At 63.1% G+C, this 26,837-nt stretch carries 25 protein-coding genes, 1 pseudogene and 1 riboswitch; of the genes and pseudogenes, 12 read left to right on the top strand and 14 right to left on the bottom strand.

Features of this window, described 5'->3' with window-relative positions:
- Positions 1-130 precede the first annotated feature (130 nt).
- On the bottom strand, positions 131-1,456 hold the full coding sequence (gene xylA / locus X738_RS46380; protein ID WP_023796866.1) for a xylose isomerase: 1,326 nt from the start codon (positions 1,454-1,456) through the stop codon (positions 131-133).
- Positions 1,457-1,569: 113 nt separating this feature from the next.
- On the opposite strand from xylA, the gene X738_RS46375 reads away from it, so the two are divergent.
- Positions 1,570-1,932 carry a nuclear transport factor 2 family protein gene (locus X738_RS46375; RefSeq protein WP_023796865.1) on the top strand — a complete coding sequence of 121 codons (363 nt, stop codon included), beginning with the start codon at positions 1,570-1,572 and terminating at the stop codon, positions 1,930-1,932.
- A gap of 35 nt (positions 1,933-1,967) precedes the next feature.
- Here X738_RS46375 and xylB read toward each other — a convergent pair whose 3' ends face one another.
- From xylB to X738_RS46360, 3 genes are all read right to left on the bottom strand, one after another.
- On the bottom strand, positions 1,968-3,422 hold the full coding sequence (gene xylB, locus X738_RS46370) for a xylulokinase (protein WP_023796864.1): 1,455 nt from the start codon (positions 3,420-3,422) through the stop codon (positions 1,968-1,970).
- Positions 3,423-3,503: 81 nt separating this feature from the next.
- Entirely contained in the window at positions 3,504-4,826 is a 1,323-nt protein-coding gene (locus tag X738_RS46365) for a tetratricopeptide repeat protein (RefSeq protein WP_023796863.1), read from the bottom strand.
- Between the two features lie 9 nt (positions 4,827-4,835).
- Complete coding sequence (locus tag X738_RS46360) at positions 4,836-5,459, bottom strand: LysE family translocator (protein ID WP_023796862.1); 624 nt, start codon at positions 5,457-5,459, stop codon at positions 4,836-4,838.
- Positions 5,460-5,646: 187 nt separating this feature from the next.
- Between X738_RS46360 and X738_RS46355 the strand changes: the two genes are divergently transcribed.
- The 5 genes and pseudogenes from X738_RS46355 to X738_RS46335 all read left to right on the top strand — a co-directional run bounded on the left by X738_RS46355 (position 5,647) and on the right by X738_RS46335 (position 9,898).
- Positions 5,647-6,414 (top strand): L,D-transpeptidase, encoded by a 768-nt coding sequence (locus tag X738_RS46355; RefSeq protein ID WP_023796861.1) that lies wholly within the window; start codon positions 5,647-5,649, stop codon positions 6,412-6,414.
- A gap of 119 nt (positions 6,415-6,533) precedes the next feature.
- Positions 6,534-7,707 (top strand): annotated as a pseudogene (locus X738_RS46350) (diphosphate--fructose-6-phosphate 1-phosphotransferase).
- A gap of 32 nt (positions 7,708-7,739) precedes the next feature.
- The gene (locus X738_RS46345) at positions 7,740-8,459 is read left to right on the top strand and encodes an MBL fold metallo-hydrolase (protein ID WP_023796860.1); all 720 of its coding nucleotides are present in this window, start codon (positions 7,740-7,742) and stop codon (positions 8,457-8,459) included.
- Positions 8,460-8,543: 84 nt separating this feature from the next.
- Positions 8,544-9,155 carry a molybdopterin-dependent oxidoreductase gene (locus X738_RS46340; protein ID WP_023796859.1) on the top strand — a complete coding sequence of 204 codons (612 nt, stop codon included), beginning with the start codon at positions 8,544-8,546 and terminating at the stop codon, positions 9,153-9,155.
- The gene (locus X738_RS46335) at positions 9,152-9,898 is read left to right on the top strand and encodes an FAD-binding oxidoreductase (RefSeq protein WP_023796858.1); all 747 of its coding nucleotides are present in this window, start codon (positions 9,152-9,154) and stop codon (positions 9,896-9,898) included. Before X738_RS46340 ends, X738_RS46335 begins: the two co-directional genes overlap by 4 nt.
- Positions 9,899-10,014: 116 nt before the next feature.
- On the opposite strand, the gene X738_RS46330 is transcribed toward X738_RS46335, so the two are convergent.
- Both X738_RS46330 and X738_RS46325 read right to left on the bottom strand, forming a co-directional pair.
- The gene (locus X738_RS46330) at positions 10,015-11,145 is read right to left on the bottom strand and encodes a hybrid-cluster NAD(P)-dependent oxidoreductase (RefSeq protein WP_023796857.1); all 1,131 of its coding nucleotides are present in this window, start codon (positions 11,143-11,145) and stop codon (positions 10,015-10,017) included.
- 23 nt (positions 11,146-11,168) lie between these two features.
- Positions 11,169-12,416, bottom strand: coding sequence for an aromatic ring-hydroxylating oxygenase subunit alpha (locus tag X738_RS46325; protein ID WP_023796856.1), 1,248 nt, complete (start codon positions 12,414-12,416; stop codon positions 11,169-11,171).
- Between the two features lie 113 nt (positions 12,417-12,529).
- A riboswitch (cobalamin riboswitch) is annotated at positions 12,530-12,732 on the bottom strand.
- A 507-nt stretch (positions 12,733-13,239) separates the two neighbouring features.
- Between X738_RS46325 and X738_RS46320 the strand changes: the two genes are divergently transcribed.
- The 3 genes from X738_RS46320 to X738_RS46310 all read left to right on the top strand — a co-directional run bounded on the left by X738_RS46320 (position 13,240) and on the right by X738_RS46310 (position 14,049).
- Positions 13,240-13,446, top strand: a complete 207-nt coding sequence (locus X738_RS46320) for a DUF680 domain-containing protein (protein WP_023796854.1) — start codon at positions 13,240-13,242, stop codon at positions 13,444-13,446.
- A 67-nt stretch (positions 13,447-13,513) separates the two neighbouring features.
- Entirely contained in the window at positions 13,514-13,738 is a 225-nt protein-coding gene (locus tag X738_RS46315; protein WP_023796853.1) for a DUF680 domain-containing protein, read from the top strand.
- Positions 13,739-13,812: 74 nt separating this feature from the next.
- Positions 13,813-14,049 (top strand): DUF680 domain-containing protein, encoded by a 237-nt coding sequence (locus X738_RS46310; RefSeq protein ID WP_023796852.1) that lies wholly within the window; start codon positions 13,813-13,815, stop codon positions 14,047-14,049.
- Positions 14,050-14,239: 190 nt separating this feature from the next.
- Here X738_RS46310 and X738_RS46305 read toward each other — a convergent pair whose 3' ends face one another.
- The 5 genes from X738_RS46305 to X738_RS46285 all read right to left on the bottom strand — a co-directional run bounded on the left by X738_RS46305 (position 14,240) and on the right by X738_RS46285 (position 20,794).
- Positions 14,240-15,352 carry an ABC transporter ATP-binding protein gene (locus X738_RS46305; RefSeq protein WP_023796851.1) on the bottom strand — a complete coding sequence of 371 codons (1,113 nt, stop codon included), beginning with the start codon at positions 15,350-15,352 and terminating at the stop codon, positions 14,240-14,242.
- A gap of 18 nt (positions 15,353-15,370) precedes the next feature.
- On the bottom strand, positions 15,371-17,035 hold the full coding sequence (bglA, locus tag X738_RS46300; RefSeq protein WP_023796850.1) for a beta-galactosidase BglA: 1,665 nt from the start codon (positions 17,033-17,035) through the stop codon (positions 15,371-15,373).
- Positions 17,036-17,039: 4 nt separating this feature from the next.
- Positions 17,040-18,194, bottom strand: coding sequence for a carbohydrate ABC transporter permease (locus X738_RS46295; protein WP_023796849.1), 1,155 nt, complete (start codon positions 18,192-18,194; stop codon positions 17,040-17,042).
- A 1-nt stretch (position 18,195) separates the two neighbouring features.
- Positions 18,196-19,209, bottom strand: coding sequence for a carbohydrate ABC transporter permease (locus X738_RS46290; RefSeq protein ID WP_023796848.1), 1,014 nt, complete (start codon positions 19,207-19,209; stop codon positions 18,196-18,198).
- Between the two features lie 229 nt (positions 19,210-19,438).
- Complete coding sequence (locus X738_RS46285) at positions 19,439-20,794, bottom strand: ABC transporter substrate-binding protein (protein WP_023796847.1); 1,356 nt, start codon at positions 20,792-20,794, stop codon at positions 19,439-19,441.
- A gap of 361 nt (positions 20,795-21,155) precedes the next feature.
- On the opposite strand from X738_RS46285, the gene X738_RS46280 reads away from it, so the two are divergent.
- The 3 genes from X738_RS46280 (at position 21,156) to X738_RS46270 (ending at position 23,800) form a co-directional block, all read left to right on the top strand.
- Entirely contained in the window at positions 21,156-22,178 is a 1,023-nt protein-coding gene (locus tag X738_RS46280) for a substrate-binding domain-containing protein (protein WP_023796846.1), read from the top strand.
- Positions 22,179-22,530: 352 nt separating this feature from the next.
- Positions 22,531-22,953, top strand: a complete 423-nt coding sequence (locus X738_RS0140340; protein ID WP_031254029.1) for a GFA family protein — start codon at positions 22,531-22,533, stop codon at positions 22,951-22,953.
- 307 nt (positions 22,954-23,260) lie between these two features.
- On the top strand, positions 23,261-23,800 hold the full coding sequence (locus tag X738_RS46270) for an imm11 family protein (RefSeq protein ID WP_156942539.1): 540 nt from the start codon (positions 23,261-23,263) through the stop codon (positions 23,798-23,800).
- Between the two features lie 85 nt (positions 23,801-23,885).
- Here the strand turns inward: X738_RS46270 and X738_RS46265 are convergent, their stop codons facing one another.
- The 3 genes from X738_RS46265 to X738_RS46255 are packed head-to-tail and all read right to left on the bottom strand — an operon-like array spanning position 23,886 to position 26,585.
- A complete protein-coding gene (locus X738_RS46265; protein WP_023796842.1) occupies positions 23,886-25,367 on the bottom strand; it encodes a S8 family serine peptidase in 1,482 nt (493 codons plus the stop codon).
- On the bottom strand, positions 25,357-26,022 hold the full coding sequence (locus tag X738_RS46260; RefSeq protein WP_023796841.1) for a hypothetical protein: 666 nt from the start codon (positions 26,020-26,022) through the stop codon (positions 25,357-25,359). Before X738_RS46260 ends, X738_RS46265 begins: the two co-directional genes overlap by 11 nt.
- Positions 26,019-26,585 carry a sigma-70 family RNA polymerase sigma factor gene (locus X738_RS46255; RefSeq protein WP_023796840.1) on the bottom strand — a complete coding sequence of 189 codons (567 nt, stop codon included), beginning with the start codon at positions 26,583-26,585 and terminating at the stop codon, positions 26,019-26,021. The genes X738_RS46260 and X738_RS46255 overlap by 4 nt, the downstream gene beginning before the upstream one ends.
- Positions 26,586-26,837: the final 252 nt, after the last annotated feature.

Raw genomic sequence — 26,837 nt, 5'->3', positions numbered from 1 at the left:
GACGGCTGTTTGAAGGCAAGAGCGAGCCGATTGAGGGGCGGTGCGAGGCAAAACCTTGTCGTCGGTTCCGCCCTCGCGCAAAGCTGTTCCGGGCCGGCGGGTCGGTCAACAGACCCGCCGGTGCGGCACCTCAGACGTATCGGTTGACGATATTCTCGAGCAGTTCCTGGCGGCCGGATTTCGGCTGCGGCTCGATCTTCTTCTTGACGACGCGCTCGGTGATCTCCTCCAGCGTCCGCTTGCCGGCAAGCATCGCCTTGGCCTCGGCCGAGTTCCAGCCGGCATAGCGCTCGGCCAACGGTCCCGACAGCGCCTTGTCCCCGACCATGCGAGCGGCGGCCTTGAGGCCGCGTGCACAGCAATCCATGCCGCCGATATGGCCAATCAGCAGATCCTGCGGATCGAGCGACTGTCGCCGAAGCTTGGCGTCGAAATTGGTGCCGCCGGTCTTGAAGCCACCGGCCTGCAGGACCTGATAATAGGCCAATGCCATCTCCGGCACGTTGTTGGGGAACTGGTCGGTGTCCCAGCCCGACTGGTAGTCGTTGCGGTTCATGTCGATCGAGCCGAAGATGCCGAGCGCATTGGCCAGCGCCAGTTCATGCTCGAAGGAATGGCCGGCCAGGATCGCATGGCCCTGCTCGATGTTGAGTTTGACCTCCTTCTCCAGCCCGAAGCGCTTCAGGAAGCCGTAGACCGTGGCGACGTCATAGTCGTACTGGTGCTTTGTCGGCTCCTGCGGCTTCGGCTCGATCAGGATGGTGCCCTTGAAGCCGATCCGGTGCTTGTAGTCGACGACCAGGTTGAGGAAGCGGCCGGCCTGTTCCTGTTCGCGGGCAAGGTCGGTGTTGAGCAGCGTCTCATAGCCCTCGCGGCCGCCCCACAGCACATAATTCTCGCCCTTCAGCCGCTTGGTGACGTCGATGCAGTGTTTGACCGTCGCTGCCGCATAGGCAAAGACGTCCGGGTCGGGATTGGTGGCGGCTCCCGCCATGAAGCGGCGATTGGAGAACAGGTTGGCCGTGCCCCAAAGCAGCTTGACCCCGGTCTTCTTCATCTTCGCCGCAAAATAGTCTGATATCTCGTCGAGCCGCGCGGCACTTTCAGAAAAATCTTTTCCCTCCGGCCGCACATCGGCATCGTGGAAGCAGAAATAGGGAACACCCAGCAGCGAAAACATGTCGAAGGCGACATCGGCCTTGAGCTTGGCCAGTTCCATCGTGTCGGTGCCACCGGCCTCGGCGAACCACGGCCGCTCGAAGGTCTGGCCGCCGAACGGATCGCCGCCTGGCCAGGCGAAGGAATGCCAGTAGGCGACGGCAAAGCGCAAATGGTCTTCCAGCCGCTTGCCGGCGACAACCTCATCGGGATTGTAGAACCGGTAGGCCAGCGGATTGGTCGAATCCGGCCCCTCGTATTTGATCTTCTGGATGTCGCCGAAAAAGCCGCTGGTCATGTCTGTCTGTCCTCTCGCAGGGTTCGGTCCTGATTACCTCAGGCGTAATTGGTTTCGCGCTGGCGCTGGATGAAAAGGGTCATGTCAAAGCCAATCAACCACGGAGACAGACCATGACCGACCTCAACACGATCGCCGAAAACTACATCGCCGCCTGGAACGAGAGCGATGCCGCGCGCCGGCAAGCCTTGCTCAAGGCGGCCTTCACCGATGACGTCAGCTACCGCGATCCGATCATGCAGGGAGACGGCCACAATGGCCTCGCCGCACTGATCGATGGTGTCCAAAAACGATTTGCCGGCTTCCGGTTCTCGCTGAAGGGCAAGCCGGACGGGTTTGGCGACACGATCCGCTTCTCGTGGAATCTCGGGCCGGAAGGCACCGATTCCGTCATCGAAGGCACCGACATCGGCGTCATCGAGAATGGCCGCCTGAAAAGCGTCACCGGCTTTCTCGACAAGGTCCCGGCACAGTGAGGTGATCTCGGGCCGCGGCGTGGGTGGGAAACCACTCACGCCGTGGCCGCCTTGATAGCCGGGTAAAGCAAGCGGTAGCGCTGATAGGCATCCGCATAGGCGTTGCTTAGCGCGGCGACCGGCTCGATTGTGGCATCGGTGGCCGGCGCCGTGCACACTCTGAGCGGATCGGCGCCCGTCGCCGCGATCAGGCCAAGCCTCGCTGCACCGAAGGCGGCGCCGAAATCGCCGTCGGCGGGAATGTCGACGGGCTGGCCGAGCGCGGTGGCGATTGCCTTTAGCCAGTAGTGCGAGCGCGAGCCGCCGCCGATCGCCGTCACCCGCGTCAGCGTCGTGCCGGCTTTGGCCAGGGCTTCGAGACTGTCGCGGAAGGCGAAAGCCACGCCCTCCAGCACGGCCTGGGTCAACACGGCGCGGCTCGATTCATGCGCAAGCCCGGTAAACGAGCCGCGAATGGCCGCATCATTGTGCGGGGTGCGCTCGCCCGAGAGATAGGGCAGGAAGGACACGCCGGTCGGCGCCTTCAGCGTATCGCCGAGCTCGGCGGTCAGCTCGCCGGCGCCTTTGCCTGAAATCTCGGACAGCCAGTTGAGCGAATCGGTTGCCGACAGGATGACGCCCATCTGGTGCCAGGTGTCGGGCAACGCGTGGCAGAATGTGTGCACCGCGCTTTCCGGGTTGGGCAGATAGGACGCATTGGCGGCAAACAGCACGCCTGACGTGCCAAGCGAGACAAAGGCCTGGCCGGCGGCGACCGTGCCCATGCCGCAAGCCGACGCCGCATTGTCGCCGGCGCCACCAGCGATCGGGATGCCCGCCTGCATCCCCCATTTCGAGGCCAGTTCGCTGCGCAACGCGCCAGCCTTCTCAGTGCCTTCGACCAGTGACGGCATCTGCTTCTCGTCGAGCGACGTGGCGGAAAGCAGGTCGGATGACCAGCCTCGCTTGCCGACATCGAGCCAGGACGTGCCGGCCGAGTCCGACATCTCCGAAATATGCTCGCCGGTGAGCCAGAGCCGCAGAAAATCCTTTGGCAGCAAGACCTTTGCCAGTTTGGCGAAAATATCCGGCTCATTGTTTCTCACCCAGACCAGCTTTGGCGCGGTGAAACCGGGAAACACGATGTTGCCGGTCAGCTCGCGAAAGCGCGGGTCGGCGTCGAGCTTGGCGGCCTCGGCATGGCTGCGCGTGTCGTTCCACAGGATGCAGGGGCGCAGCACCTGGTCGCCGGCATCGAGCAATGTAGCGCCATGCATCTGGCCGGAGAGGCCGATTCCTTTGACGGCGGCGAGCTGTTCTGGATGAGAAACCTTGAGCTCGGCGATCGCTCCCTCGCAGGCGCGGATCCACTCGGCGGGGTTCTGCTCCGACCAGCCGGGGTGCGGCCGAGACACGTCGAGTGACGCGTGGCCGGAGCCGATGATGCTCTGCCCGGCATCGATCAACAGCGCCTTGACGCCCGACGTGCCCAGATCGAGGCCGAGATACATGGTGTCCTCCCATTGTCATTAATTTTTTCGGATCTCGAAAAAATCTGCCTTGGCAGTTTTTAAGACAAGATCCGCCTCCGGTCAATTCTCCGACAAATCGGCAGCCCGCCGCGAAAGCAGCGCCGACAGCGGGCTGTCGGGCCGCGCCAGCGCGCGTTCCGCGGCAAGTGCCCTTGCCAATGCACGGTCGCCCGACCGCAGCGCTGCCTCGATCAGCGTCAGGTCGACGACGTCGCGTTGTGCATGACTGCCGCCGAAGCGGTGGGCGATCGCCCGGATGGGCCGGATCAGGCGGACCGTCTCGGCATAATTGCCTTCGCCGAACGCCTTGATGGCGAGCGTCACGGGATGGCCGACATCCCGGGTAAAGGCGGCGTTGTCGTCGTTGGCGTGCATGGCCTCGTGCTGCGCCTCGAGCAAGGTGCGAGCCGGCGTCTCTTGGCCGGCGCCGACGAGGGCCATCATTGCGTGGGCATCGTTGAAGGCATAGTTGCCGGCGCTGGCCTTCGCCCAGTTGGCGGCGAGCGCCGCCCAGCGGCCGCCGACATCGACGCCGCCGAGATGCAGCCGCCACAGGATCGCCGAAGCATCGACCATGTTGAGCGCCAGCGTCGAGCGTTCGCCGTAGATTGGGCCGTCATAGAGCGCCAACGCCTCGTCGGTTTCGCCGAGATCGTAGTGGAACAGCGCCAGATGCCACCAATTATGCACTTTCAGGAAGCTTTCACGCGTCCACGCGTCGGGGTTGGCGCGCATCCAAGCGATGCCGTCCCTTTGCCGGCTCTGCATTTCCATGACATGGGCGACGGCGTGCTGCGCCCAGCCGTCGCGCGGCTCGATGTCGACTGCCATGCGGCCAAGCTTTTCGGCGCGCGCATAGTCGCCCATTTCCTCCAGCCCGAAGGCCTGCATGCCGAGTACGGCGTGGTAGCCCGGCATGCCGCTCTGCCACGACGGCAGCGCGCGGCCGATGCGGTCGCGCAGCATGCGGGCATTGCCGGTGAAGAAATCGATCTGGTGCCCGGTCTGCAGCGCCAGCGCATCGAGCGGAAACTCGATGGCGATATTCTCGAGCAGACGAGCGGCTTCATGCCAGCATCCTGCGGCAAGATGGCCAAGTGCTGCGACATGCGCCTGCTCGCGCGGCGTGGCGGCAAGCGGCAGTGCCGCCTCGTGGCATGTCCTGGCCACGGCTGCCGCCTCGCGCTCGGTGGCGAGGCCGAAGAGATAGCCCTTGAACACATGCGCCATGACGAAGCCGGGATCCTCGGCGATGGCGCGATCGACCGAGCCGACCGGATCGCCGATGAAGCATTGCAGTTCGCGCACGGCCTGGCTGTAAGACGAGAACCCGGCCTCAGTCGCGCCCGAAAACGTCAGCCCGAATGCGTCCCTGACTGCCACGTCATGTCCTCAATTGCCCGAGCGCATCGCCACTGTGGCGATACCGGCGCCGACCAGCAGCGTGCCGCCGGTGCGATTGAAGATGCGGATCGCCTTCGGGTTGCGAACGACGTTGCGTGCCCTTGCGGCGATCAGCGCGTAACCGAAGGCATTGGCGAAGGCGAGCGCCAGGAAAGTCGTCTCGAAGATCAGCATCTGCGTCCAGAAATCGGCATGCCGGTCGAGGAACTGCGGCAGGAAGGCGACGAAGAAGGTGATGCTTTTCGGATTGAGCGCGGTGACCAGCCAGGCATGCGCCGTCATCTTGGCCGAGGACACCGCATCCAGGCGCGGCTCGGCCTTGAGCGTGCCACCGGCGCGAAACAGCTTTATGCCGAGATAGATCAGATAGCCGGCGCCGACCACCTTCAGCACCGTGAACACGGTGGCCGACGCCGCCAGCAGCGCGCCGATGCCAAGCATCGACAGCGTCATCGCGGTAAAATCGCCAAACGCCACGCCAACCGCCATCGGCAGCGCGGTGCGCCAGCCCTGGCCGAGCGCATAGGACACGACCAGAAGGATGGTCGGGCCGGGAATTACAAGAAGGATCGTCGAGGCGGCGGCAAAGGCAGCCCAGTTTTCGAAGGACATGCTCGTCTCCTTGAGCTCAAAGAAAAGGATAAATCCTTGGGCTCGCGAAGATGTAAAGGGCAAAAATCGAAAATGCCCCTAGGTTAACATCGGCAACGGTTCTTCACGCTTTTTCAACCATGATTGGTGAAAATGCACTCTATCCGGCCGGACCGTGTTTCCCGCCGACAGCGTAGGGTTTGGGTAGATGCGTGAGTTGCCGCAAGGTCTGACGCCGCCGCACAATGGCGACGAAATCGAAATTTCCGAAATCCAGCTTTCCCGCCGCGCAATGTTGTCCGGCGCCGGTGCGCTGGCGCTGCTCGGCGTCGCCGGCTGCAGCCAGACGCTCGACCTGTCGGCGCTGCAACTCGACGCCGTCACCACCGGCGCGATCACCCCTGTCCGCCCGAGCATCAGCGTCGACAAGAACATCACCAGCCCTGGTGTGATGTATGCCTCCGTCACCGACGGCGGCTTCACGCTGCCGGAAGTGCCCTACCTCAAGGTCAAGCCGGAGTTCCGCCGCCAGATCGTCGTCGACCCGACCGGCGAGCAGCCCGGCACCATCGTCGTCCATTCGCAGGAGCGGCTGCTCTACCTGGTGCAGCCCGGCGGTGACGCGATTCGTTACGGCGTCGGCATCGGCAAGGATGGCTTCCGCTGGTCCGGCCGCGCCAACATCCAGTACGGCAAGGAATGGCCGACCTGGAGGCCGCCGGCCGAGATGATCGCCCGCAAGCCGGAACTGGTGAAATGGCAGGCCGGGCAGCCCGGCAGCCTCGACAACCCGCTCGGCGCGCGTGCGCTGTACATCTACCAGAACGGCCAGGACACCGGCTACCGCATCCACGGTTCGCCCGAATGGTGGAGCATCGGCCAGGCGATGTCGTCGGGCTGCGTTCGCCTGATCAACCAGGACATCATCGACCTCTACAGCCGCGTCTCCAGGAAGAACCCGGTCGTCGTCGTCTGACCCTCCCGGTCATCGTCTGAACTCGAGGCGGCTGACGCGGCCGCTCGACTCTCCCGTTGCGCGATCTCGCAAGACAGGCGAATGTGCCCTGCAAAGTCACTGCTCGGGAGACGTGAAGCATGTCCGGAACTTTTGTCATCGCACAAGGCGGCGGCCCGACCGCCGTCATCAACCAGACGGTGGTGGGCGCCACACTCGAGATCCGCAGGCGGTATCCCGGCGCCAAGGTGTTGGGCTCCATCCATGGGGTGCGCGGCATCCGCGACGGCAACTATGTCGATCTTTCGGCTATCCCTGAGGACCGGTTGCGGTTGATTGCTGCGACGCCGAGCGCCGCGCTTGGCTCGACCCGCGACAAGCCGGACGAGGCCTATTGCGAGATCATCCTCAACGGCCTGAACAAGGCGGGCGCCGATGCCTTCATCTATATAGGCGGCAACGACACATCCGGCACGCAGCAGATCCTGACCGACGCCGCCGGCGGCAAGATGGCTTTCGTCCATGCGCCGAAAACCATCGACAATGATCTCGAGGAGAACGACCACACGCCGGGCTTCATTTCGGCAGCCGAGTTCGTCGCCGGCGCCTTTCTCTCGGTCGACCTCGATTTCCGTGCTCTGCCGGGCATCTATGTCGGTATCGTCATGGGCCGGCACGCCGGTTTCCTCACCGCCGCCGCCGCCGCATGGCAGCTTGATCCCGACAGCGGCCCGCACCTCGTTTATGTGCCGGAGCGACCGTTCTCGGCTTCAGCCTTTATCGACGACGTGCGCGCCACGCTCGATCGCCACAAGCGCTGCATCGTCGCAGTCTCCGAAGGCGTTAGCACAGCCGACGGCAAGGCGCTGGTCGAAAGTCTTGTCCCGCCAGACAAACTGGAGCGCGATGCGCATGGCAACGTCAAGCTGTCGGGCAGCGACCTGCCGGCCGCCCTCGAGCGCGCGCTGGCCGAAGGATTGCCGGGCAAGCGGGCACGCGTCGATGCGCTCGGCTACATGCCGCGCGGCTATGTCGGCGCCATCAACGCCGTCGATGCGCAGGAAGCCTTCGATGCCGGCGTCTTTGCGGTCGCTGTCGCCGAACAGGGCGGCGGCTCGGTGGCACTGCAATATGACGGCGAGAAAACCGTGCTGAACAAGGTGCCGCTGAAAAACGTTGCCGGCAAGACCCGTCACATGCCCGACGATTTCATGCTGCCGGATGCCAACCAGCTCTCCGACGCAGGAATGGCCTATCTGAAGCGNGAAGCGGCTGGTTCCCGAAAAGTACAAGGTCGGAAAGCCGTTCGTCTGAGCCGGCTCGCTTCTGATGCCGGAATCTTCGTGATGCGGGACTGGTTCAGCAAGACCGTCATCGACGCCGATACGACGATGCTGACCGAGCCGTTCGTGCATGATTTCGTGCGCGCCAACATCTGGCATCTGCGCGGCCGCGACGTCGACCTGCTTGTCGACACCGGCATGGGGATTCGCCCGCTGGCGCCGGAGATCGACACGCCTGATGGCAAGCCGCCGCTCGTCGTCGCCACCCATATCCACCTCGACCATGTCGGCTCGCTGCACGAATTCCCGCTGCGAGCCGGGCCCAGGATGAGTGCTGCGCAATTCGACAGCATGGATGACGCCGTCACCTACGCCCACATGTTTCATGATCTCGACGGCGCCGTCTCGAAGCTGCCGGCACCGGGCTGGAGAGCGGCCGAATACAGAATCCAGCCGGCGCCGCTGACGCGGACGCTTGACGAGGGCGATCTGGTCGACCTTGGCGACCGGCAATTCCGGGTGCTGCATCTGCCCGGCCATTCGCCGGATTCGATCGCGCTGTTCGATGAGGCCGACGGCCTGTTCTTCGCCGGCGACGCCATCTACGACGCCTTGCTGATCGACGACCTGCCGGATTCCGACCGATCAGCCTATCGCCGAACCATGCAGCGGCTGCTCGATCTGCCTGTCAGCATCGGCCATGGTGGCCATGGACCAAACTTCGACGCCAAACGGATGCGCGAGATCGCCACCGGTTATCTCAGGCGAACAGACGGCGCATAAGCCAAGAATCTGGTTGCCCGCCAGAGTATCTTTGACAACATTGGTGAAGGCCGACAGGCGGCCTGATGCAAACGGATTGTCTCGATGGTCACCCGGGGCTTCTCTTCAGGACGAAAGCCCCCGACGGATGCGGATGCGCGTATCCCGCCGGGGCAGTATCTCGAGCAAGGGTTTCCGGTGCTGTCGGCCGGGCCGACGCCGCCTGTGCGCACCGAGGACTGGTCGTTCACGCTCAAGCACGGACCGCGGCCGATCAAGACGTGGAACTGGACAGAGTTCAACGCGCTGCCTTTGACCAAGATGACGCGCGACATCCATTGTGTCACCGCGTGGACCAAGTTCGACACGGCGTGGCAGGGTGTGCTGGTCGACGATATTCTGGCGGATGCCGGCATCGAGCCACCGACCGCCTTCACGCTGGCGCTGTCCTTCGACGGCTATACAACCAACGTGCCGACGCAGGATCTCACTGCCGGCAAGGCAATGGTGGCGCTGCTTTACGAAGGCAAGCCGATCACGCCGGCCCATGGCGGCCCGGCGCGGCTGCTGGTTCCGCATCTCTATTTCTGGAAGTCGGCCAAATGGCTGAACGGCCTGCAGTTCACCGAGCGCGACGAGCCCGGCTTCTGGGAGCTGCGCGGCTATCACATCTATGGCGACCCGTGGCGCGAGCAGCGCTATACGGGCGATCCATGAGCGACGCGCCGGCGGCGCAGTCGCCCTGGCAGACGGTGACCATGGCCCGCATCGAAAAGCGCACGCCCCGCGTCACCAGCTTTTTCCTCCAGCCGTCGCGGCCCTTCGCCTATCGTGCCGGGCAGCATGTCGATGTCAGGCTGACGGCGCCGGACGGCTATCAGGCGCGCCGCTCCTACTCAATCGCCTCGGCGCCGGAAGCCGGCGAGACGATCGAGCTGGCGATCGAAAGGCTCGATGATGGCGAGATCTCGCCCTTCTTCCACGATATCGCGGCGGTTGGCGACGAGGTCGAGTTGCGCGGACCGCTCGGTGGCCATTTCGTCTGGTCCGACAGCGACGGCGGCCCGCTTCTGCTGGTCGGCGGCGGGTCCGGCGTGGTACCGCTGATGGCGATGATCCGCCATCGCGCCGCGCGCAGATCGGCGGTGCCCGTGGCATTGGTATTTTCCGCACGGGCCTGGGACGAGGTGATCTTTCGCGACGAGCTGATCGACTTCCACGATCGCCGGGACGGCTTCGATCTGGTGTTGGCGCTGACCCGCGAGGCCGCCCGGCGCCCGTCAGACTATTCGCGGCGGGTCGATGCCGCGATGATGGAGCAATCGATGCTGCGGCTGCCCGCGCCGCCAAGGTTCGCCTTTGTCTGCGGCTCGAATGCGTTCGTGTCGGCCGCCGCCCAGGCGCTGATCGATGCCGGTGTGCCGGCAAGCCTCATCCGCACCGAACGCTACGGGGTTTAATGCATGTCACGCAAAAGTGTGCAGCGGTTTTGCGATGACGACATGCATAAAAACAATAACTTAAAGCGCGTCGCATGAATCCATTCAGCCGCGACGCGCTTTAAGCTCCCCGCCGGTCAGGCGTCGATCTCGATCGCCGTCAGCGGCTTCGAACAGCAGGCAAGGATGAAGCCGTCGTCGATCTCGTGATCGAGGATGCCGCCATTGTGGCTCATCTCGACCGTGCCCGAGACCTTTTTCACCTTGCAGGTTCCGCACAGGCCGAACTCGCAGGCTGCGGGGATGCGTACGCCCGAAGCGCGCGCCGTCTGCAGCACGGTCTGGCCGGCAACGCATTCGGCATCAATATCCGAAAGCGAAAAGCGGATCGGCGTTGCGGCCTCGGCAGGTACCTCGATCCCGCCCTCTGCTGGCCCACCTTTTGCCGGCCCACCCTCTGCCGGCGAACCGAACGGGGCCGGAATTTCCTCCACCGCCGGGGCCGCAAAGCTCTCCTGATGATAGTTGGCCATGTCGAAGCCGGCCGCCTCCAGCATCTGCCGCACGGCGCGCATGAACGGGTCGGGGCCGCAGCAGAAAATTTCGCGCTCGCGAAAATCGGGCGCCAGCAGCGGCAGCCGTATCGCGTCGATCCGGCCCATATGGCCGAACCAGCCCTCACGGCTGGACCGCTCCTCGATCATGAAGCCGAGCGTCAGGCCCGGCATGCGGCTGCCGAGCAGCTCGAGCTCCTTGCGGAAGATGATCTCCTCGGGCTTTCGCGCGCAGTTGACGAAGCCGACATCTGTCCATGGCGCGCAGTCGTTCAGCCAGCGCAGCATCGACATCATCGGCGTCACGCCTGAGCCGGCCGAAATGAACAGATACTTGGCCGCTGGATGGCTGTGCAGCGAAAAGTCGCCCGCCGGCCCATAGGCCTTCACGTGAACGCCGGGCTTCAAATTGTCGAACATCCAGCGGGTGCCGAGGCTGCCGGCCTGCGCTTTCACCGTCACCGCGATCGAGAACGGCCTCGACGGCGAGGACGACAGCGTATAGGTCCGCATCATCAGGCCCTCGGTGGTCGGCAGTTCCAGCGTCACGAACTGCCCCGGTCTGTAGCGGAACCAGGTCTGGTTGTCAGAGCGGAAGGTAAAGGTCTTCACGTCAGGCGCCTCGTCGCTGACGCCGATGACTTCCAGCACCTGGAGCCTGTCGTTCCAGGGCGCCATCTCGTCGAGATGGCGGTAGAGGCCAAGGTCCGTCATCGCATTCATCCCCTTGACCTCGCTCAGGCGACGCTGCGCAGCGCCGGCCGCCCGGCCTCGGCAAGGCGCGGCCCGATGAAGGAGGCGTACCATTCGACGAACTGGATGACGCCGCCCTCATGCAGTTCCGAATAGGGGCCGGGCTCATAGGCCGGCGACAGGATGCCGAAGGCGTTTTCCTCGACAATGCGACGGTCCTGGTCGTTGGTCTCGGTCCAGACATGGGTGAGTTCGGCGAGGTCGTAATCGACGCCTTCGACCGCGTCCTTGTGGACAAGCCATTTGGTGGTGACGGCCGTTTCCGTGACACTGATCGGCAGCACGCGGAAGGTGACGGCATGATCGCCGAGGATATGGTTCCAACTCGTCGGATAGTGATAGAGCAGCAGCGAGCCGATACGGTCGGTCGAAACGCTGTCGGAAAGTTTCTTCTTCACCGCGCGTCTTCCCGTCATCGTGTAGCTGACGGCGTCGCGCAGCAGCGGCGCGCGGGTGGCGCGATACTGCCCGGCCGGATCGATGCGGAACTTGCTCGGCAAGCCCGCCGCCTCGCATTTCGCCCAGTGCGCGAGCATCTCTGGATCGCTGTCGGCGCCCTGCACGCCGGTCACGGTCGGCGCTTCCGGGAATGTCTTGCAGAGTTCCGGATGGTTGCCGGCGCAATGGTAGCACTCGCGGTTGTTCTCCCAGACGAGCTTCCAGTTGCCCTTCTCGACGATGGTCGATTCGAAGGCGATTTTTGCCTCGCGCAGCCGGTGCGGCAGGAGGTAAGGCTCGATCATGGCGCGCATCGGCGCGAAGTCGGCCGGCTCGTTGGCCAGGCAGATGAAGATGTAGCCGCCAACGCTTTCGCAAGCCACCGGCTTCAGGCTGAACTGGCTTTTGTCGAAGCCGTCTGCCATCTGGCGAGCAAACAACAGCCGGCCGTCCAGCTCGTAGGTCCACTGGTGATAGGGGCAGACCAGCTTCGCCGCAGTGCCCTTGTCGGCATTGCAGACACGGCTGCCGCGATGCCGGCAGGAATTGTGGAAGGCATTGATCTTGCCTTGCTGGTCGCGGACCAGCACGACCGGATAGTCGCCGATCTGGGCGGTGATATAGCTGCCAGCTTTCGGCAACTCGCAATCGTGGCCGATGAACAGCCAGTCGCGATACCAGATCAGCTCCATGTCGAGCTTGAAGAAATCTGGATCGGTGTAGAAGGGCTGCTCGAGCGAATAGCCTTGCCTGCGGCCGTGCAAGAGCCTCAGCATGTCGTTGCGCGCGTCCATGTCCTGTCCTCGTGTAAGGACTGAACTGGTGGTGATGGAGGGAGGACCGTTTGCACGCCGGCGACAGGGCCGGACGTGCATCATCCACCTCTTGACCGCCCACCGCGATCAGTCGAGTCTGAAAATCTCGGGCTGGTTTCCGGGCTCTGGAGTGTCCTTGCGGACTCGTCGCGACACCTTCCCAGGCTTGTGGCCCAGTGGTCTCCCGTTGCGACTTGAACTCCACCACCGTTGCGGGGGCAGCGCCGGGTTCTGACCGGCTTCCCAATTCTCCGCTTCGTCGTCACCAAGCGGCACCTGAGATGGCGTGATCTAATCATGCCGGCCGGCTGACTGCCGGCATGAAAGCGACATCGTATCCATGCGGCGCGACACCGCCGGCGAAACCTGCAGGTTTATATCTGCAGGGCTGAAACCCGCTTTGTCGGCGGCCATTGTCGGCTGCCGTGACATCGAATCCGACCCGCGGCGGAGACCAGGAAGGTTAACAGTTTACAAAAGTGACTATTAGCCGCTTCTAAAATCGAACCGAACGGTTCGTTTCTGTTGACAATGCGTGCAGCACGCAGTGAACGCAGATCCGCCAATCCGTCAAATCGTCGAACGGCAAATTTGGCATAAAATATTGAAAACGAACCATAAAACCATAGTGGTAGATGCCTCTGGTACAATTTCAAGGTGTAGATTCTTGGTCCACACAGAACAACTTCGTGATTGGAATCCGCCGAATGGCCTTCCCACATCGGGGCTATCCGAACGACGCGCGCATCCTCCCAAGACACGCCGCTAGACGGACTGAAGACCAAGATACTGGAGTACTAAAATGAAAAAGATCGCTCTTGCTGCCGTCGCCGCTCTGGCCATCACCGGCAGCGCCTTTGCCGGCAGCGACCATTATGGGTCCAACGCCGCCAACCAGCCGGCCGTCGCGGTCGACAGCTCGTATACGGCCTCTGTCCAGACGCCGGCTCACGCTGAAAAGCAGCCCGTTGGCCAGGGCGCCGACCGCAACCTTTTCGGCAACAATTAACAGCTGGTCCCAAACAGCAAAGTGGCGGTCCGCCGCTCGGGATCTGAGGAACTCAGGAGTATTTGAAATGAAGAAGCTCATTCTTGCCACCGCCGCCATTGTGGCCATCTCCGGCAGCGCTTTTGCCGGCAGCGACAACTTTGGATCGAACGGCGCCAACCAGCCGGCCGCTGCGGTCGACAGCAACTCGTACACGGCTTCGATTCGGAATTCGGCTTCGGCGCAGAATCCGGTTCCGGCTGACGAGAAACCCGTCAACGGCAGCGACCGTAACCTGTTCGGCAACAACTAACAGTTCGTTCCAACAGCGGCGGCGGCATTTGCCCGCCGGGCTGGCGGAACCAAGAAAATCCAGGAGTTTTGAAAATGAAGAAGATCGTTCTTACCGCCGCCGCGCTTTTGATTGCTGCGGGCGGCGCTTTTGCCGGTAGCGACAACTTTGGCAGAACCGACATCAACAAGCAGGCGACCATCAACGTCGACAACACGCAGACTTCTTCGGTACGCAATACCGGCTCGCCGGTCTACAAGCTGCTCAACTCGTCGGGCGACGTACAGAAGTCCGCCCCGCAGGGCAGCGACCGGAACCTGTTCGGCCGCTAGCGCATCGGCCCGAAAATCGGTTCCGATTTTCGGAAAGCACGATGCGCAGGGTTAAAGTGTTGGAGCGTACCTTTGTGCGTCCACTTGGACGCACGTCGCTCTAACAGCGACCGGAACGCACAAGAGTGGCGGCTTTGCCCGCCGCTCTCGTTTTTGGGTCACCAAACATCCATCAGTTCGGCTGCTGCTCTCAGGCTGCCTTTGCTTCCGCTTTGTGGAGCGTGAATGAATGTCCGTCGGCATCGAAAATATGCAGGTCGCCGGCATCGGCATTCAACCGCAGCGCAGCGCCGCGCTTGACCCCGACATTGCCTGGCAGCTTGGTGACCAGCGGCAGGTCGGCGCGGCCGATGTCGACATAGACGAGCTGGACCTCGCCGAGTTGCTCGACATAATCCACCGTTCCCTCGAAAAGATAATCCGCACCGGTGGCGATCGTCAGATCTTCCGGCCGCACGCCGAAGCTCACCGAAGCGCCCTTCACCGACGCCGGCGTGGCGATCGGCACCGTCGCCTTGCGCCCGCCGACATGACTGACGATGGTCGGGTCGCCTGATTTGTCGATCGTCGCCGGCAGGATGTTCATGGCCGGCGAGCCGATGAACTGGGCGACGAACAGATTGCCGGGTCTCTTGTAGAGCTCCATCGGCGTGCCGACCTGCTCGATATGGCCCTCCTTGAGCACCACGATGCGGTCGGCCAGCGTCATCGCCTCGACCTGGTCGTGGGTGACGTAGATCATCGTTGTAGCAGGCATCGATTCCTTGAGCTTGGCGATCTCGATGCGGGTGGCGACGCGCAGCGCCGCGTCGAGGTTCGACAGCGGCTCGTCGAACAGGAAGACCTTGGGGTTGCGCACGATGGCGCGGCCGATGGCGACGCGCTGGCGCTGGCCGCCCGACATCGCCTTGGGCAGGCGGTCGAGATATTTGGTCAGCTGCAGGATTTCCGCCGCCTGGCGCACCCGCTTGTCGATCTCGGCCTTGCTCTCCTTGCCGATCTTCATCGAGAACGCCATGTTGTCGTAGACAGTCATGTGCGGATAGAGCGCATAGGACTGGAACACCATGGCGATGCCGCGCTTCGACGGCGGCACGTCGTTCACCACCTCGCCGTCGATCTTGAGCTCGCCGGAGGTGATTTCCTCAAGCCCGGCGATCGACCGCAGCAAGGTCGACTTGCCACAGCCCGAAGGGCCGACGAAGACGATGAACTCGCCCGACTTTATGTCGAGGTCGATGCCATGGAGAATGTTGAGATTGCCGTATGATTTCTTCACTTGCCTTAGCGTGACATCGGCCATGGGTTCCCTCCAGCAAATTCAGTCGATACGCCCGAACCAGGCGCCGTAGCCGCCGAGGCGGATAAAGCCGGCGTTAGTCTGTCCCGAAAACCCGTGCCCCGGCAAGGGCTGCAGCGAGCGTCCGCCGAGATTGACTTCGGCCGGTCGGCTGCCGAGATTGAAGGCGCAGACGATCTGCTCATTGCCCTCGCGGCGCGTGAAGGCGACCGTATCGCCCTGGCTTTCCATGAACTCGATCTCGCCCTTGGCCAGCGCCGGATACAGGCGGCGGAAAGCGAGAAAGCGCCGGTAGTGTTCGAGCAGCGAGTTGTCGTCGCCCTGCTGCACATCGACCGCCTGCGAAAGGTGCTTGGCAGGCACGGGCAGCCAGGGCTTTGCCGTGGAGAAGCCGCCATTGCCGTCGGCGCCATTCCAGACCATCGGCGTGCGGCAGCCGTCGCGGCCCTTGAATTCCGGCCAGAACCGGATGCCGTAGGGGTCCTGCAGATCCTCGAATTGCAATTCCGCTTCGCCAAGACCGAGTTCCTCGCCCTGGTAGATGCAGACCGAGCCGCGCAGCGACATCAGCAGCGCCGAGATCACCTTGAGATAAGCGGTCTGGTCGGCCTCGCCGGCCGCCCAGCGCGAGGCAGTGCGCATCACGTCGTGGTTGGAGAAGGCCCAGCACGACCAGCCGTCGCTGGCGACCTCGCCAAAGGCTTCCAGCACCGAACGCACCTTTGCCGCGCTGATCTTTTCGGGCGCCAGGAAGTCGAATGAATAGCACATGTGCACGCGCTTGCGGCCGGCGGTATAGGCCGCCACCACCTCCAGTCCGCGCTGCGAATCGCCGACTTCGCCAACCGCCGCCGTCGCCGGATATTCGTCGAGCAGGGCGCGGAAGCGTTCGAGGAAGCCAAGGTTTTCGGGGCGGCTCTTGTCGTAGAGATGGTCCTGGTAGTTGTAGGGATTGACGGAAGGAGCGGTCTGGTCGTTGCGCTGTTCGGGCGGCAGCGGCGGATTGTCCTCGAGGCCCTGGCTGTGGAAGTAGAAATTGATGGTGTCGAGGCGGAAACCGTCGACGCCGCGCTCCAGCCAGAAGCGGGTGACATCGAGCAGCGCGTCCTGGACTGCGCGGCTGTGGAAGTTGAGATCGGGCTGCTCGGCCAGGAAATTATGCAGGTAATATTGCTGGCGGCTGGTGTCCCACTGCCAGGCCGAACCGCCGAAGATCGACAGCCAGTTGTTGGGTGGCGTGCCGTCGGGCCTGGCGTCGGCCCAGACATACCAGTCGGCCTTCGGGTTGGTGCGGCTCGAGCGGCTTTCCTTGAACCACGGATGGATGTCGGCGGTATGCGACAGCACCTCGTCGATCATCACCTTGAGCCCGAGCCTGTGCGCCTCGGCGGTCAGAGCGTCGAAATCGGCCAGCGTGCCGAACATCGGATCGACGTCGCAATAGTCGGACACGTCGTAGCCGAAATCCTTCATCGGCGACTTGAAGAACGGCGAGATCCAGATGGCATCGACGCCGAGCGCCGCGATATAGGGCAGCCTGCCGATGATGCCCCTGAGGTCGCCGATGCCGTCGCCGTTCGAGTCCTGATAGCTGCGCGGATAGATCTGGTAGATCACGGCACCTCGCCACCAGTCGCGGTCGACGGCGAAGTCGGGACTCAACGTCGCTTTCACAGCGGATTGCATGATCTCAGCCTCCCTTCACCGAGCCGGCGAGAAGCCCGCGGACGAAATAGCGCTGCAGCGAGAAGAACACGATCAGCGGCACGACAATGGTGATGAAGGCCGATGTCGTCAGGATCTCCCAGTCGCCGCCGCGCGAGCCGAGCAACGCGTTGAGCTTAGCGGTCAGCACGATCTGGTCGCCCTCGGTGCCGAGGAAAACCATCGCGACCAGCAGATCGTTCCACACCCACAGGAACTGGAAGATGGCGAAAGAGGCCAGCACCGGGAACGACAGCGGCAGCACGATCTTGACGAAGATCTCGAAATCGCTGGCGCCGTCGATGCGCGCCGATTCCATGATTTCTCGTGGCAGGCCGGCAATGTAGCTTCTCAAGAGATAGATGGCGAAGGGCAGGCCGAAGCCGGTATGCGCCAGCCAGATGCCGAGATAGGTTTTCGACGGCACGCCGAAGAAGCTGCCGACGCCGTTGTAAAGCTTCAGCAGCGGGATCAACGACATCTGCAGCGGCACGACCAGGAGCCCGATGATCACCGCGATGAGCAACGCCCGGCCGGGAAAGCGCATCCAGGCCAGCGCATAGGCCGCGAACGCCGCGATCAGGATCGGGATGACGGTCGCCGGAATGGTGACGGTCAGCGAATTCATGAAGGAGCGGCCGATGCCTTCCGAAAACAGCACCGTATTGTAATTGTCGGTGGTGAATTTCGGCGGCGCCGACGAGGCGTAGTAGACGCGCTGGCCACGCTCGCCCTCGAACGGCTTGGTCGAGGTCATGACGAAACTGCCGTCGGGGTTGAGCTGCAAGGTCTCGCCGTCACCGAGATCGGCGGTGGTGCCGGCGGGATATTGCGTCGGCGCCGACGACTTGACGCCAAAGGCGCTGATGTCGCGGGCCGGATCATCGCCGAAGATGTTGCCCTCGAGGACGAACTTGCCGTCCTTCTCGACTTGCGCCGAGGCGGGTGGCAGCCGCCCCGCTTCCGTCTGCGTGGAACTGGCGAACGAGTTCCACCAGCCCGAGGCGATGATCTGGTCCTTGTCGCGCAGCGACGAGACGAGAATGCCGAGCATCGGGATCGTCCAGATCGCGACGAAGAGGAAGACCGCGATATGGACGCCGAAACGGCTGGCAAAGGACTTTCCGGTCGAGACGGCCATCTCAATGTCCTCCCGTCTCTTTGTTGGCCTGGCGGATGTTCCAGATCATGATCGGAATGACCGCGATCATGATGATGATGGCGATGGTGGCGCCACGGCCGAAATCGCCGCCGCCGCGGAACATCCAGTCGAACATCAGATTGGCCAGCACCTGGCTGTTCCATTGGCCGTTGGTCATCGTCAGCACGATGTCGAAAACCTTCAGCACCAGGATGGTGATGGTGGTCCAGACGACGGCGATCGTTCCCCAGATCTGCGGCACCATGATCTTCCAGAAGATCTGGAACGGATTGGCGCCGTCGATGACGGCCGCCTCCAGCGTCTCCTCGGGAATGCCCCGCAAGGCAGAGGACAGGATGACCATGGCAAAGCCGGTCTGGATCCAGATCAGGATGATCATCAGGAAGAAATTGTTCCAGAACGGCAGCGATATCCAGACCTGCGGCTGGCCGCCGAAATATTGGATGATGGCGTTGAGCAGGCCGATCTGCGTCTGGCCAGCACCACGATACTCGTAGATGAATTTCCAGATGACGCTGGCGCCGACGAACGAGATGGCCAGCGGCAGGAAGATGAGGCTCTTGGCGATAGTGCCCCACCAGATCTTGTCGGTGAGGACGGCGATGATCAGCCCGAGGAAGGTGCAGGCGGCAGGCACGACCGCCAGCCAGATGATGTTGTTGAGGATGGAGGTGCGGAATTCGCGGTCGCCGAACGCCCATTCATAATTGGCGAAGCCGACGAAATTGGCGCCACCGCGATCGAGGAACGACAGCCTCAGCGTCTCCACGACCGGGTAGATCAGATAGATGGTGAGGATGATCATGGCCGGGCCGACGAACAGCCACGGCCGGATCATCCCCTGCCGGCGCAGATTGTCGATGGCCGCCGCACCTGCAACGCCGCGCGACGGGAAGATGATGTCCACCAGCTTGTTGGCGCCCCAGAAATAGGCGACGCAGCCGCCGACGCCGACGACGATGACGAATATGGCCGAGAAAATCTGAGCCGCCACGGGTCCCTCCCTCTGCGCATGATCCGCCAGTCGGGAATGACTTTGGCGACGCGATCACAGGCCGATTCAGTTATTTGGAACGCGACCGGATGCAAGGCAGGGTTTGCTTTTGCTGGTCGCGCGTCATGCCGGAATGTGCTCATAAAAATTGCTGCGGTGTGGGGCCGCTGGTCGGATCCGGGCCACCGAGGCCCGGGTCCATGCAGGATCGGACGTTCAGCCGGGACGCCTACTTGATCGCGTCCCAGCTCTTCTGGATATCGGTGGCGACATCCTGGGCGGACTTGCCGCCGACGAGATCGATCATACCGGTCCAGAAGGCGCCGGCGCCGATCTTGCCCGGCATCAGGTCGGACCCGTCGAAGCGGAAGGTCGAGGCTTCGGCGAGGATTTCGCCCTGCTTCTTCAGCGCGTCGCTGGCATAGGCGTCCTTGTTGACCGACTTGAACGGCGTCACGAAGCCGCCCTGGGCCATCCAGATCTCATGGGCGAGCGGCATCTTCAGGAATTCGATGAACGCGCGGGCACTCTTGCTATCCTTGGTGATCATGGCCAGCGTACCGGCGCCGAGCACCGGGGTGCCGAGGTCGGGTTTGGCAGCGTAAGCTGGGAAGTAGAAGAAGTCGGCGTCCTGGCCGATCTCGGTGCCTTCCGGGAAGAAGGTCGGGATGAACGACGCCTGGTGGTGCAAATAGCATTTCGGCGGCACCGAGAACAGGCCCTTCGGGCTATCGCGAAAATCGGTCGCCGCCACCGCCTTGGCGCCGCCGTCGACCATCTTGTCGTCGGTCGCGATCTTGCCGAAAATGTCGATGGCGTTGACCACCGCCGGGTCGTTGAACGGAATCTCGTTCTTTACCCACTTGTCGTAGGTCTCGGGCGTCTGGGTGCGCAGCATGATGTCCTCGACCCAGTCGGTCGCTGGCCAGCCTGTGGCGCCGCCCGAACCGAGCCCGATGCACCATGGCGTGCCGCCGTCGGCGATGATCTGCTTTTCGAGCTCGGCGAGCTCTTCCTGCGTCTTCGGCACCTCGTAGTCGGCTTCCTCGAAATTGTCCGGCGAGTACCAGACCAGCGATTTCACGTCGGCCTTGTAGGGGAAGGCGAAAAAGCCCTCCTTGCCATCCTTGTCCTTGAAGGTGCCGAGATCGACCCATGACTGGCCGGCGCCGTAATTGTCCTTGATCCAGTTGGCGGTGTCGTCGCCGAGCGGCGTCAGCAGGCCCTTGGACGCCAGGTCCTGGATCAGGCCCGGCTGCGGCAGCACGGCGATGTTGGGCGGGCTGCCGGCCTGCGTGTCGATGACGATCTGCTGTTCGTAATTTTCCGACGAGGAGTACTTGACCTCGGCGCCGGTGGCTTCCGAGAAATAGTCGAGAACGGTGCGGATGAGGCCCTCGTCTTCGCCGCGCCATGGCCCGAAGATCGACAGCGTCTCGCCCTTGAGGTCGACTTTCTTGAGCTCTTCGTAATTCGCCCAGTTGAAGCGGGGGTCTTCGCCCGGCTTGAACTTCAGTTCGGCTTGCGCCGGTGCGCCCAGGGCGAGCGCGACAAAGGCGGCGCTCAGCAGAAGCATTTTCCTCATTGGTATTCCCTCCCAGTGGTGACAGACACCGGACGGAACCTCCATTCCGTCCGCCGACGCTGCAGGACTGTGACTCACTCGGAAAGGAACCGCAACCTTTCGGAGAATCTTCCAAAGCGCTTTGGTCTTCGCAATCACGCCACTGAATTAATCAGAAGTCAAGAGGCTGGTAAACTAATCGATTTAATTTCACGGCCACAAGAGCAAACAAAGTGCGCTGCAGCACCATTTTGGGCGCTGCAACAGCAAATTTTGCTTCAAACCGGTTAAAAAGGGTGCTTATGATCGTCGCATCGGTAGCGCTCGCCGCCGTGGCGCGAGCGACCCATAGTTAAAGCGCTTTGAGGCTTGGAGGCCTCCGGTGAACCTCAAACAGCTTTCCCATATGCTGGCGCTTTCGCAGACGACGGTAAGCCGCGCGCTGAACGGCTACCCGGAAGTCAACGAGGAAACGCGCCGGCGGGTGATCGACGCCGCCAAGCGCCACGGGTACCGTCCCAACCCGAGCGCGCGTCGGCTGGCTACCGGCAAGACCGGGATGATCGGTTATGTCTTGCCGACCGGGGCGGCCGTTGACATCGACCCGCATTTCGTGGAATTCCTCTCCGGTCTCGGCGACTACGCCCGTTCGCACGAACTCGACCTGGTGTTGTCCCCGGCCGATGCCGACGACCAGGAGACGACCTATCGGCGTATCGTCGCCAACCGGCAGGTCGACGCCGTCTACATCTCCTCGCCGAGGCCGGCCGACCGGCGGGTGGCGCTGGTCAACACGCTCGGCATTCCCTTTATCGTCCATGGCCGCAGTGAAGGGCTCGATTTCGATTACCCTTTCACCGACATCGACAATGAGGGCGCCTTCCACGAGGCGGCACGGTTGCTCGTCCAACTCGGTCACCGGCGGCTGGCGCTGATCAACGGCGACGGCCGCGAGACCTTCGCCATTCACCGCGAGCGCGGTGTGCGCCGAGCGCTGGCGGCAAGCGGTCTGGCGCTTGGCGAAGGCGATGTCTGTTCCCTCGCCATGACCGAGGAGAACGGCTACCGCGCCGCCAGGCGCTTACTTGAGCAAAGCGATGCGCCGACCGCGATCGCCTGCTCCAGCCTGATCATGGCGCTCGGCGTCGTGCGAGCGGTGCGCGATCTCGGCCTGACCATTCCGGGCGACCTGTCGCTGATCGCCCATGACGACGTCTTCCCTTGGCTGAAGCCGGAGAATTTTTCGGTGCCGTTATCGACGACGCGTTCGTCGATCCGTTTGGCCGGCGCTCGTATCGCCGAGCGGCTGGCGGCGCGGATTTCGGGGTTGGAGGAGGGCGCCCGCGGCGAAGTCTGGCCGGTCGACCTGGTCATCAGGGGATCGGTCGCCGGCGCACCTGGCTAAGGATCACTCGATCGACTGAGTTCGACCCTCTTGGGACCTGCGCGGTCTTGCGGGAGTATGACAAGGTCGCTCGCGAATGCGCGCGACGGCGTCGATCTTCCCGCTATCTGCCTCGCCTGGTCGAACTGGAACTGATCGACCGCGATCGCCGTGTAGTCGAGAGACGCATCAGAAAGGCCCGGGAAATGCGCTGCGGTTGACAGCTTCCGTGAGCCGCATCATTGTTGGCGTTGCGCATCCCGATCCTCGATAGGGTCACGTCCTACGCGTTGCCTGTGTGCAACAGCGGTTCGAACTGCGCCTCACCCCTACACCGCAAAGTTGTTTCACCGAGAAAGACGGAGGATTCTCCATGGCCGATGCCCAATGCGTATGCGGCGCACTCAGACTTATGATGCGAGAGCCAACAAAATTGGTTGCCGCGTGTCATTGTTTAGCTTGCCAACGGCGAACCGGTACATCATTCAGCGTCAACGCGTTCTATGCGACTGATACCGTCGCGATTTCGGGAGCTGCAAGGGAGTTCATTCGCGTTGCCGATAGCGGCCGCAATGTACGCATGTATTTTTGCCCGACCTGTGGTTCGACAGTCTATTGGAAGCCTGATGCTCTGCCTACGATGATCGGCGTAGCCGTTGGCGCATTGGCCGATCCAAACTTCCCGGCCCCAACCGTGTCGATCTTCGAGCGATATCAACATCATTGGGTAACTCTTGCGGAAGAGGTCGAGCGCTTCCAGGCAAGTCTGATACAAGAGTACTCGCCTGATATCTGACACCCGCGGCGAAGCCTGGCCGGTCGATCTGGTGGTCAGGGGATCGGTCGCCGGCGCACCGGCCTAGTGGTCAAACTCAATCACTCTGAGCGACCGAGTTCGACCCGGTTGCGGACCTTCCGACGATTACCAGCAGTTGCTAACCTTGCTTGCCAGCAATTTCTAACTATTCCGAAATCGCCGGCGCCGACCAGGGCGCGGCCTTCGGACGTCGCGGCGATCCAGTCGATGGCGATCGCCGGAAGGTGTTCCCGGCCGGGTTCGAATTCCATCCGGTCACGAATTCGGCGAGGCTGGAAGATGGAACGTGGGTGGACAAATCGGCCACCTACCAGGGCGTCCCGATCGATCCCACCCACCTGCCCACGAAGATAAAGGTGGGAGGGGGAAGATCATGCCGGCGGACCTGATGATGCACAACTCCTTCTTCGTCAGTGGCAAATTCCGTGAGGTGGTCGAGAAACTGGAGCCCGGCCTGCATCAATTCGTTCCAGTCGAGCTGCTGTGGAAGGACGGCAGCCATGCCGCCTCCTATTTCTGGTTTTACCCATGCAACCGCATCGACGGCATGGATAGAGAGCAAACGACGCATGAGTTCCGCGAAAAGTCGGGACTCTGGATGAACAGACCCGGTGGTTCCTACGTCGTCAATCTGCAGCGGGTCGGCGGGCGCAACGTCTGGATCGACCCGCGCATGAGCGGGTTTGATCTTCCTTTCGTGTCAGAAACCTTCAAGCTGGCAATGTCAGAGGCCGTGTCAGAGGCATCGGCTAACACGCGATGGAGACGACATAGCGCAAGGCCGCACTCCACCCATCTCGGTCATTTGCGGCAACCGGCTGATTGAGTTTTGACCCCAATATCTGTTGCCGAAAATTATGCAGCGGCTGGGAAAACGACGTGCATAAAAGCAGATGCTTCAAGCCCGAGACTTATTCTTTCGCCGCCTCGGCCGCCTTGGTATTGAGCAGGCCATAGCCGAAATCATTGTCTCGTCCCTTGGGGCCGAGATCCCTTGCCGTGGCGGCCAGCGCTTTCTCGATCCAGTCGGCGGAACGGTCGGGTGCGGTATGCAGCAGATTGGCGATCGCGCCGGTGACGATCGCTGCGGCAAACGAGGTGCCGGTGACGACATCCGAACCGGCGCCGCTCGGCGCCACCATCTCGACGCCGGGAGCGGAGAGGAAGACGTAGGCGCCGCGATTGGCCTGCTGCATCAGCCCGTCCTTGGCATCGGTGGCGGTCACCGCGATGACGCCGTCGAAGGCGGCCGGATAGCCGTAGGGCGCCTTCGGTCCGTTGTTGCCGGCGGCGGCGACCAGCACGATGCCCAAGGCGCGAGCATTGCGGCAGGCGACGCCGAGCAGGTCGTTCTTCGGGCCGACGAAGCTCATATTGATGATGCGGACGTCCTGCTCCGCCGCCCAGTCGAGCGCCGCAAGGATGACGTCCATCGTCGATTTGCCGCCCTCGAAGGCGCGGGCGTGGTAGATCCTGGCGCCCGGCGCCATGCCTTTGAGCGCGCCGACGCCGGCGATCAGGCCGTCGATCGAGGTGCCGTGATCGCGCGCCTCGATCGGCACGTCGGGCATGGCGTCGAACTGATCGGCGATGACGCCGCTTAGAGCCGGGTTGGTGTCGTCGATGGCGGTGTCGACGACGGCAATCCGCACGTTCTCGCCGCTCGCCCCTTTCGCATCGAGCGCAATGCGCTCGAAGGCATAGTTGACGATGGTGGCTGCCTGCTGCAGCGAGTAGATATGGTTGGGCTCGCGCCGCAAAGTACGGCCGTCGGCGGCAAGCTGCGCCAGCACGNCGACGCCGAGCGGGCGGCCATCGGGAATGCCGAAGCGCACCAGCGTGGAGCCGAGCAACTGAGACTGGCGCTGCGAGCGCACCTCGAGGCCAAAGGAGGCGGCGATCTGCTGGACGGCATCGCCCTCCACCGTCACCAGCACCTCGTCCGGCACGAAATCACCGACGACGGCGCGCGGCGGCTCGGCCGCGACGAGATCGCTGGGCGAAACGATCGGGCCGCCCGCCGCAGCGGCTTGTATCGCTGTCGCACCGGCAGGCGGGACCGGCGGCGGCAACGCACCGCTGGCCGGATCGCGGCGCGGATCGGGCGTCGGCAGCGGCGCTTGGCCGCCGCCGATCGGATTGGGGAACAGGTCGACGATTAGCGCGGGAAGAAGCACCGCATTTGTCGCGGCAGGACCTGCGCCGGGCCTTTCGCCGCTGCCATCCTTTGTGTCGCGCTTGATGCAGTCGGCCGCCGTCGCCCCTCGGTTGAGGCAGTCGATTTCAGTCTGCGTAAGGTTCGGATCATTGGTCTGCGCCAAGGCCGGCACAGCGCCGATTATCATCGCCGCCACGAGCAGCGCCGCAAATCGGATGACCGCCCTAGCCGCCATCGACCGGTTTCCTTCCCTCGACCACAGCCTCCGCGAAAGGCTGGGCGGCAATCAGGCCGAGCACTTTTTCATAGTCGGCTGCGGTCGCGGCCGGGATGCCAAGACGGAAGACACCTTCGGCGGTTGGGCCGGCGGCAATCTTCAGCTGGTGCTCGCCAAGAAAAGCGACAATGTCGGCCATCTTCGCATCCGGCTTGAACGTGACCAGCGCGAACGGCATTTTCGCAAGATCGCCTTGCTGGCCGGCAATTTCGAAATCGCTGTCGATGCCGCCAGGCTGCTCAAACGACTGCACCACAACAAGCGCCAGCAGAGCCGCGGCCGCAGCCCAGGCGACGCCGGCGGGAACTGCCGTGAAGCGGCCCCACGCTTGCGCCAGCCAGGACGCCGCCGGCGCGCGCGCTGGACCGGCCTCGGCGTCGAGCGCCCGGGCGAAGCGGCTGAGCGCATCGGCCGGCGGACGGATCGCTTCATTGGATGCAGCGGTGCCGGAGAATTCGGCTTCGGCCTCGCCGAGTGCGGCAAGCGCTGCCGGGTCGGTCGCCAGCCATTCCTCGACGGCTTCGAGCTCCGCACCTTCAAGCGAGCCGTTCAGATAGAACGGCAGCAGCGTTTCCATTTCATCGCGACGCGACATCTTTTCAGCGGCGCTCATGGCCACCCCCTGTCGTAACCGGCGGCCTTGAGGGCCTCGCCGAGTTTCTTGCGGGCGTAGAACATCCTGGTCTTGACGGTGGCGACCGGGATGCCGAGCACCTCGCCGATCTCGGTCACCGACTGTCCGTGGTAATAGGCAAGGTCGATCACCGTTCGGTGTTCTTCCGGCAAGGCATCGACGAAGCGCCGCAACGCGGCGCCCTTGTCTTCCTTCATGGTGACGACTTCCGGCGTATCGGCGCCGTCGGCGATCTGGGCGGCGTCATCGTCGTCGATCCAGTCTTCCTTTTCCTTGCGCAACGACGACAGCGCCTTGAAGCGGGCGATGCCGAGCAGCCACGTCGAGACTTCCGAGCGCCCCTCGAAGCCGGGCGCCTGGCGCCAGAGTTCGAGAAACACCTCGTTGGCGATATCGTCGGCCATCATTTCCGATCCGGTCTGGCGCACCACGAAACGGTAGACCCGCGCGTGGTGGCGCATGAACAGGAGCCGCACGGCGGCGCGGTCGCCCTTCGCGACCCGGCCGACAAGCGCACGATCGGTTTCCGTCGCTGCCGTCACGGCCGATCGAGCCGCCTGGCTCCTGTCTGCTCTGTCGCTGATCGGCCCAAAAAGGTTCACCGCTTTCCGCCCAGAATTCCCTGAAAGCTAGCCGAAGAGCGGCAGTGTTGCCAGAGGGAGGTTCTTCCCTTCTCCCCCTGTGGGAGAAGGTGGCCGAGCGAAGCTCGGTCGGATGAGGGGTGCTGGACGGATCGCTACACCGAAGAAATAAGCGCTTCAAATCCCTCAATATTTTCACGCCGAGTTTCTTCC

The organism is Mesorhizobium sp. L48C026A00 (genome assembly GCF_000502375.1).
Taxonomy (GTDB): domain Bacteria; phylum Pseudomonadota; class Alphaproteobacteria; order Rhizobiales; family Rhizobiaceae; genus Mesorhizobium; species Mesorhizobium muleiense.
The sequence above is the reverse complement of the archived record's forward strand: the minus strand, read 5'-3'. Positions and strand labels throughout refer to the sequence as shown.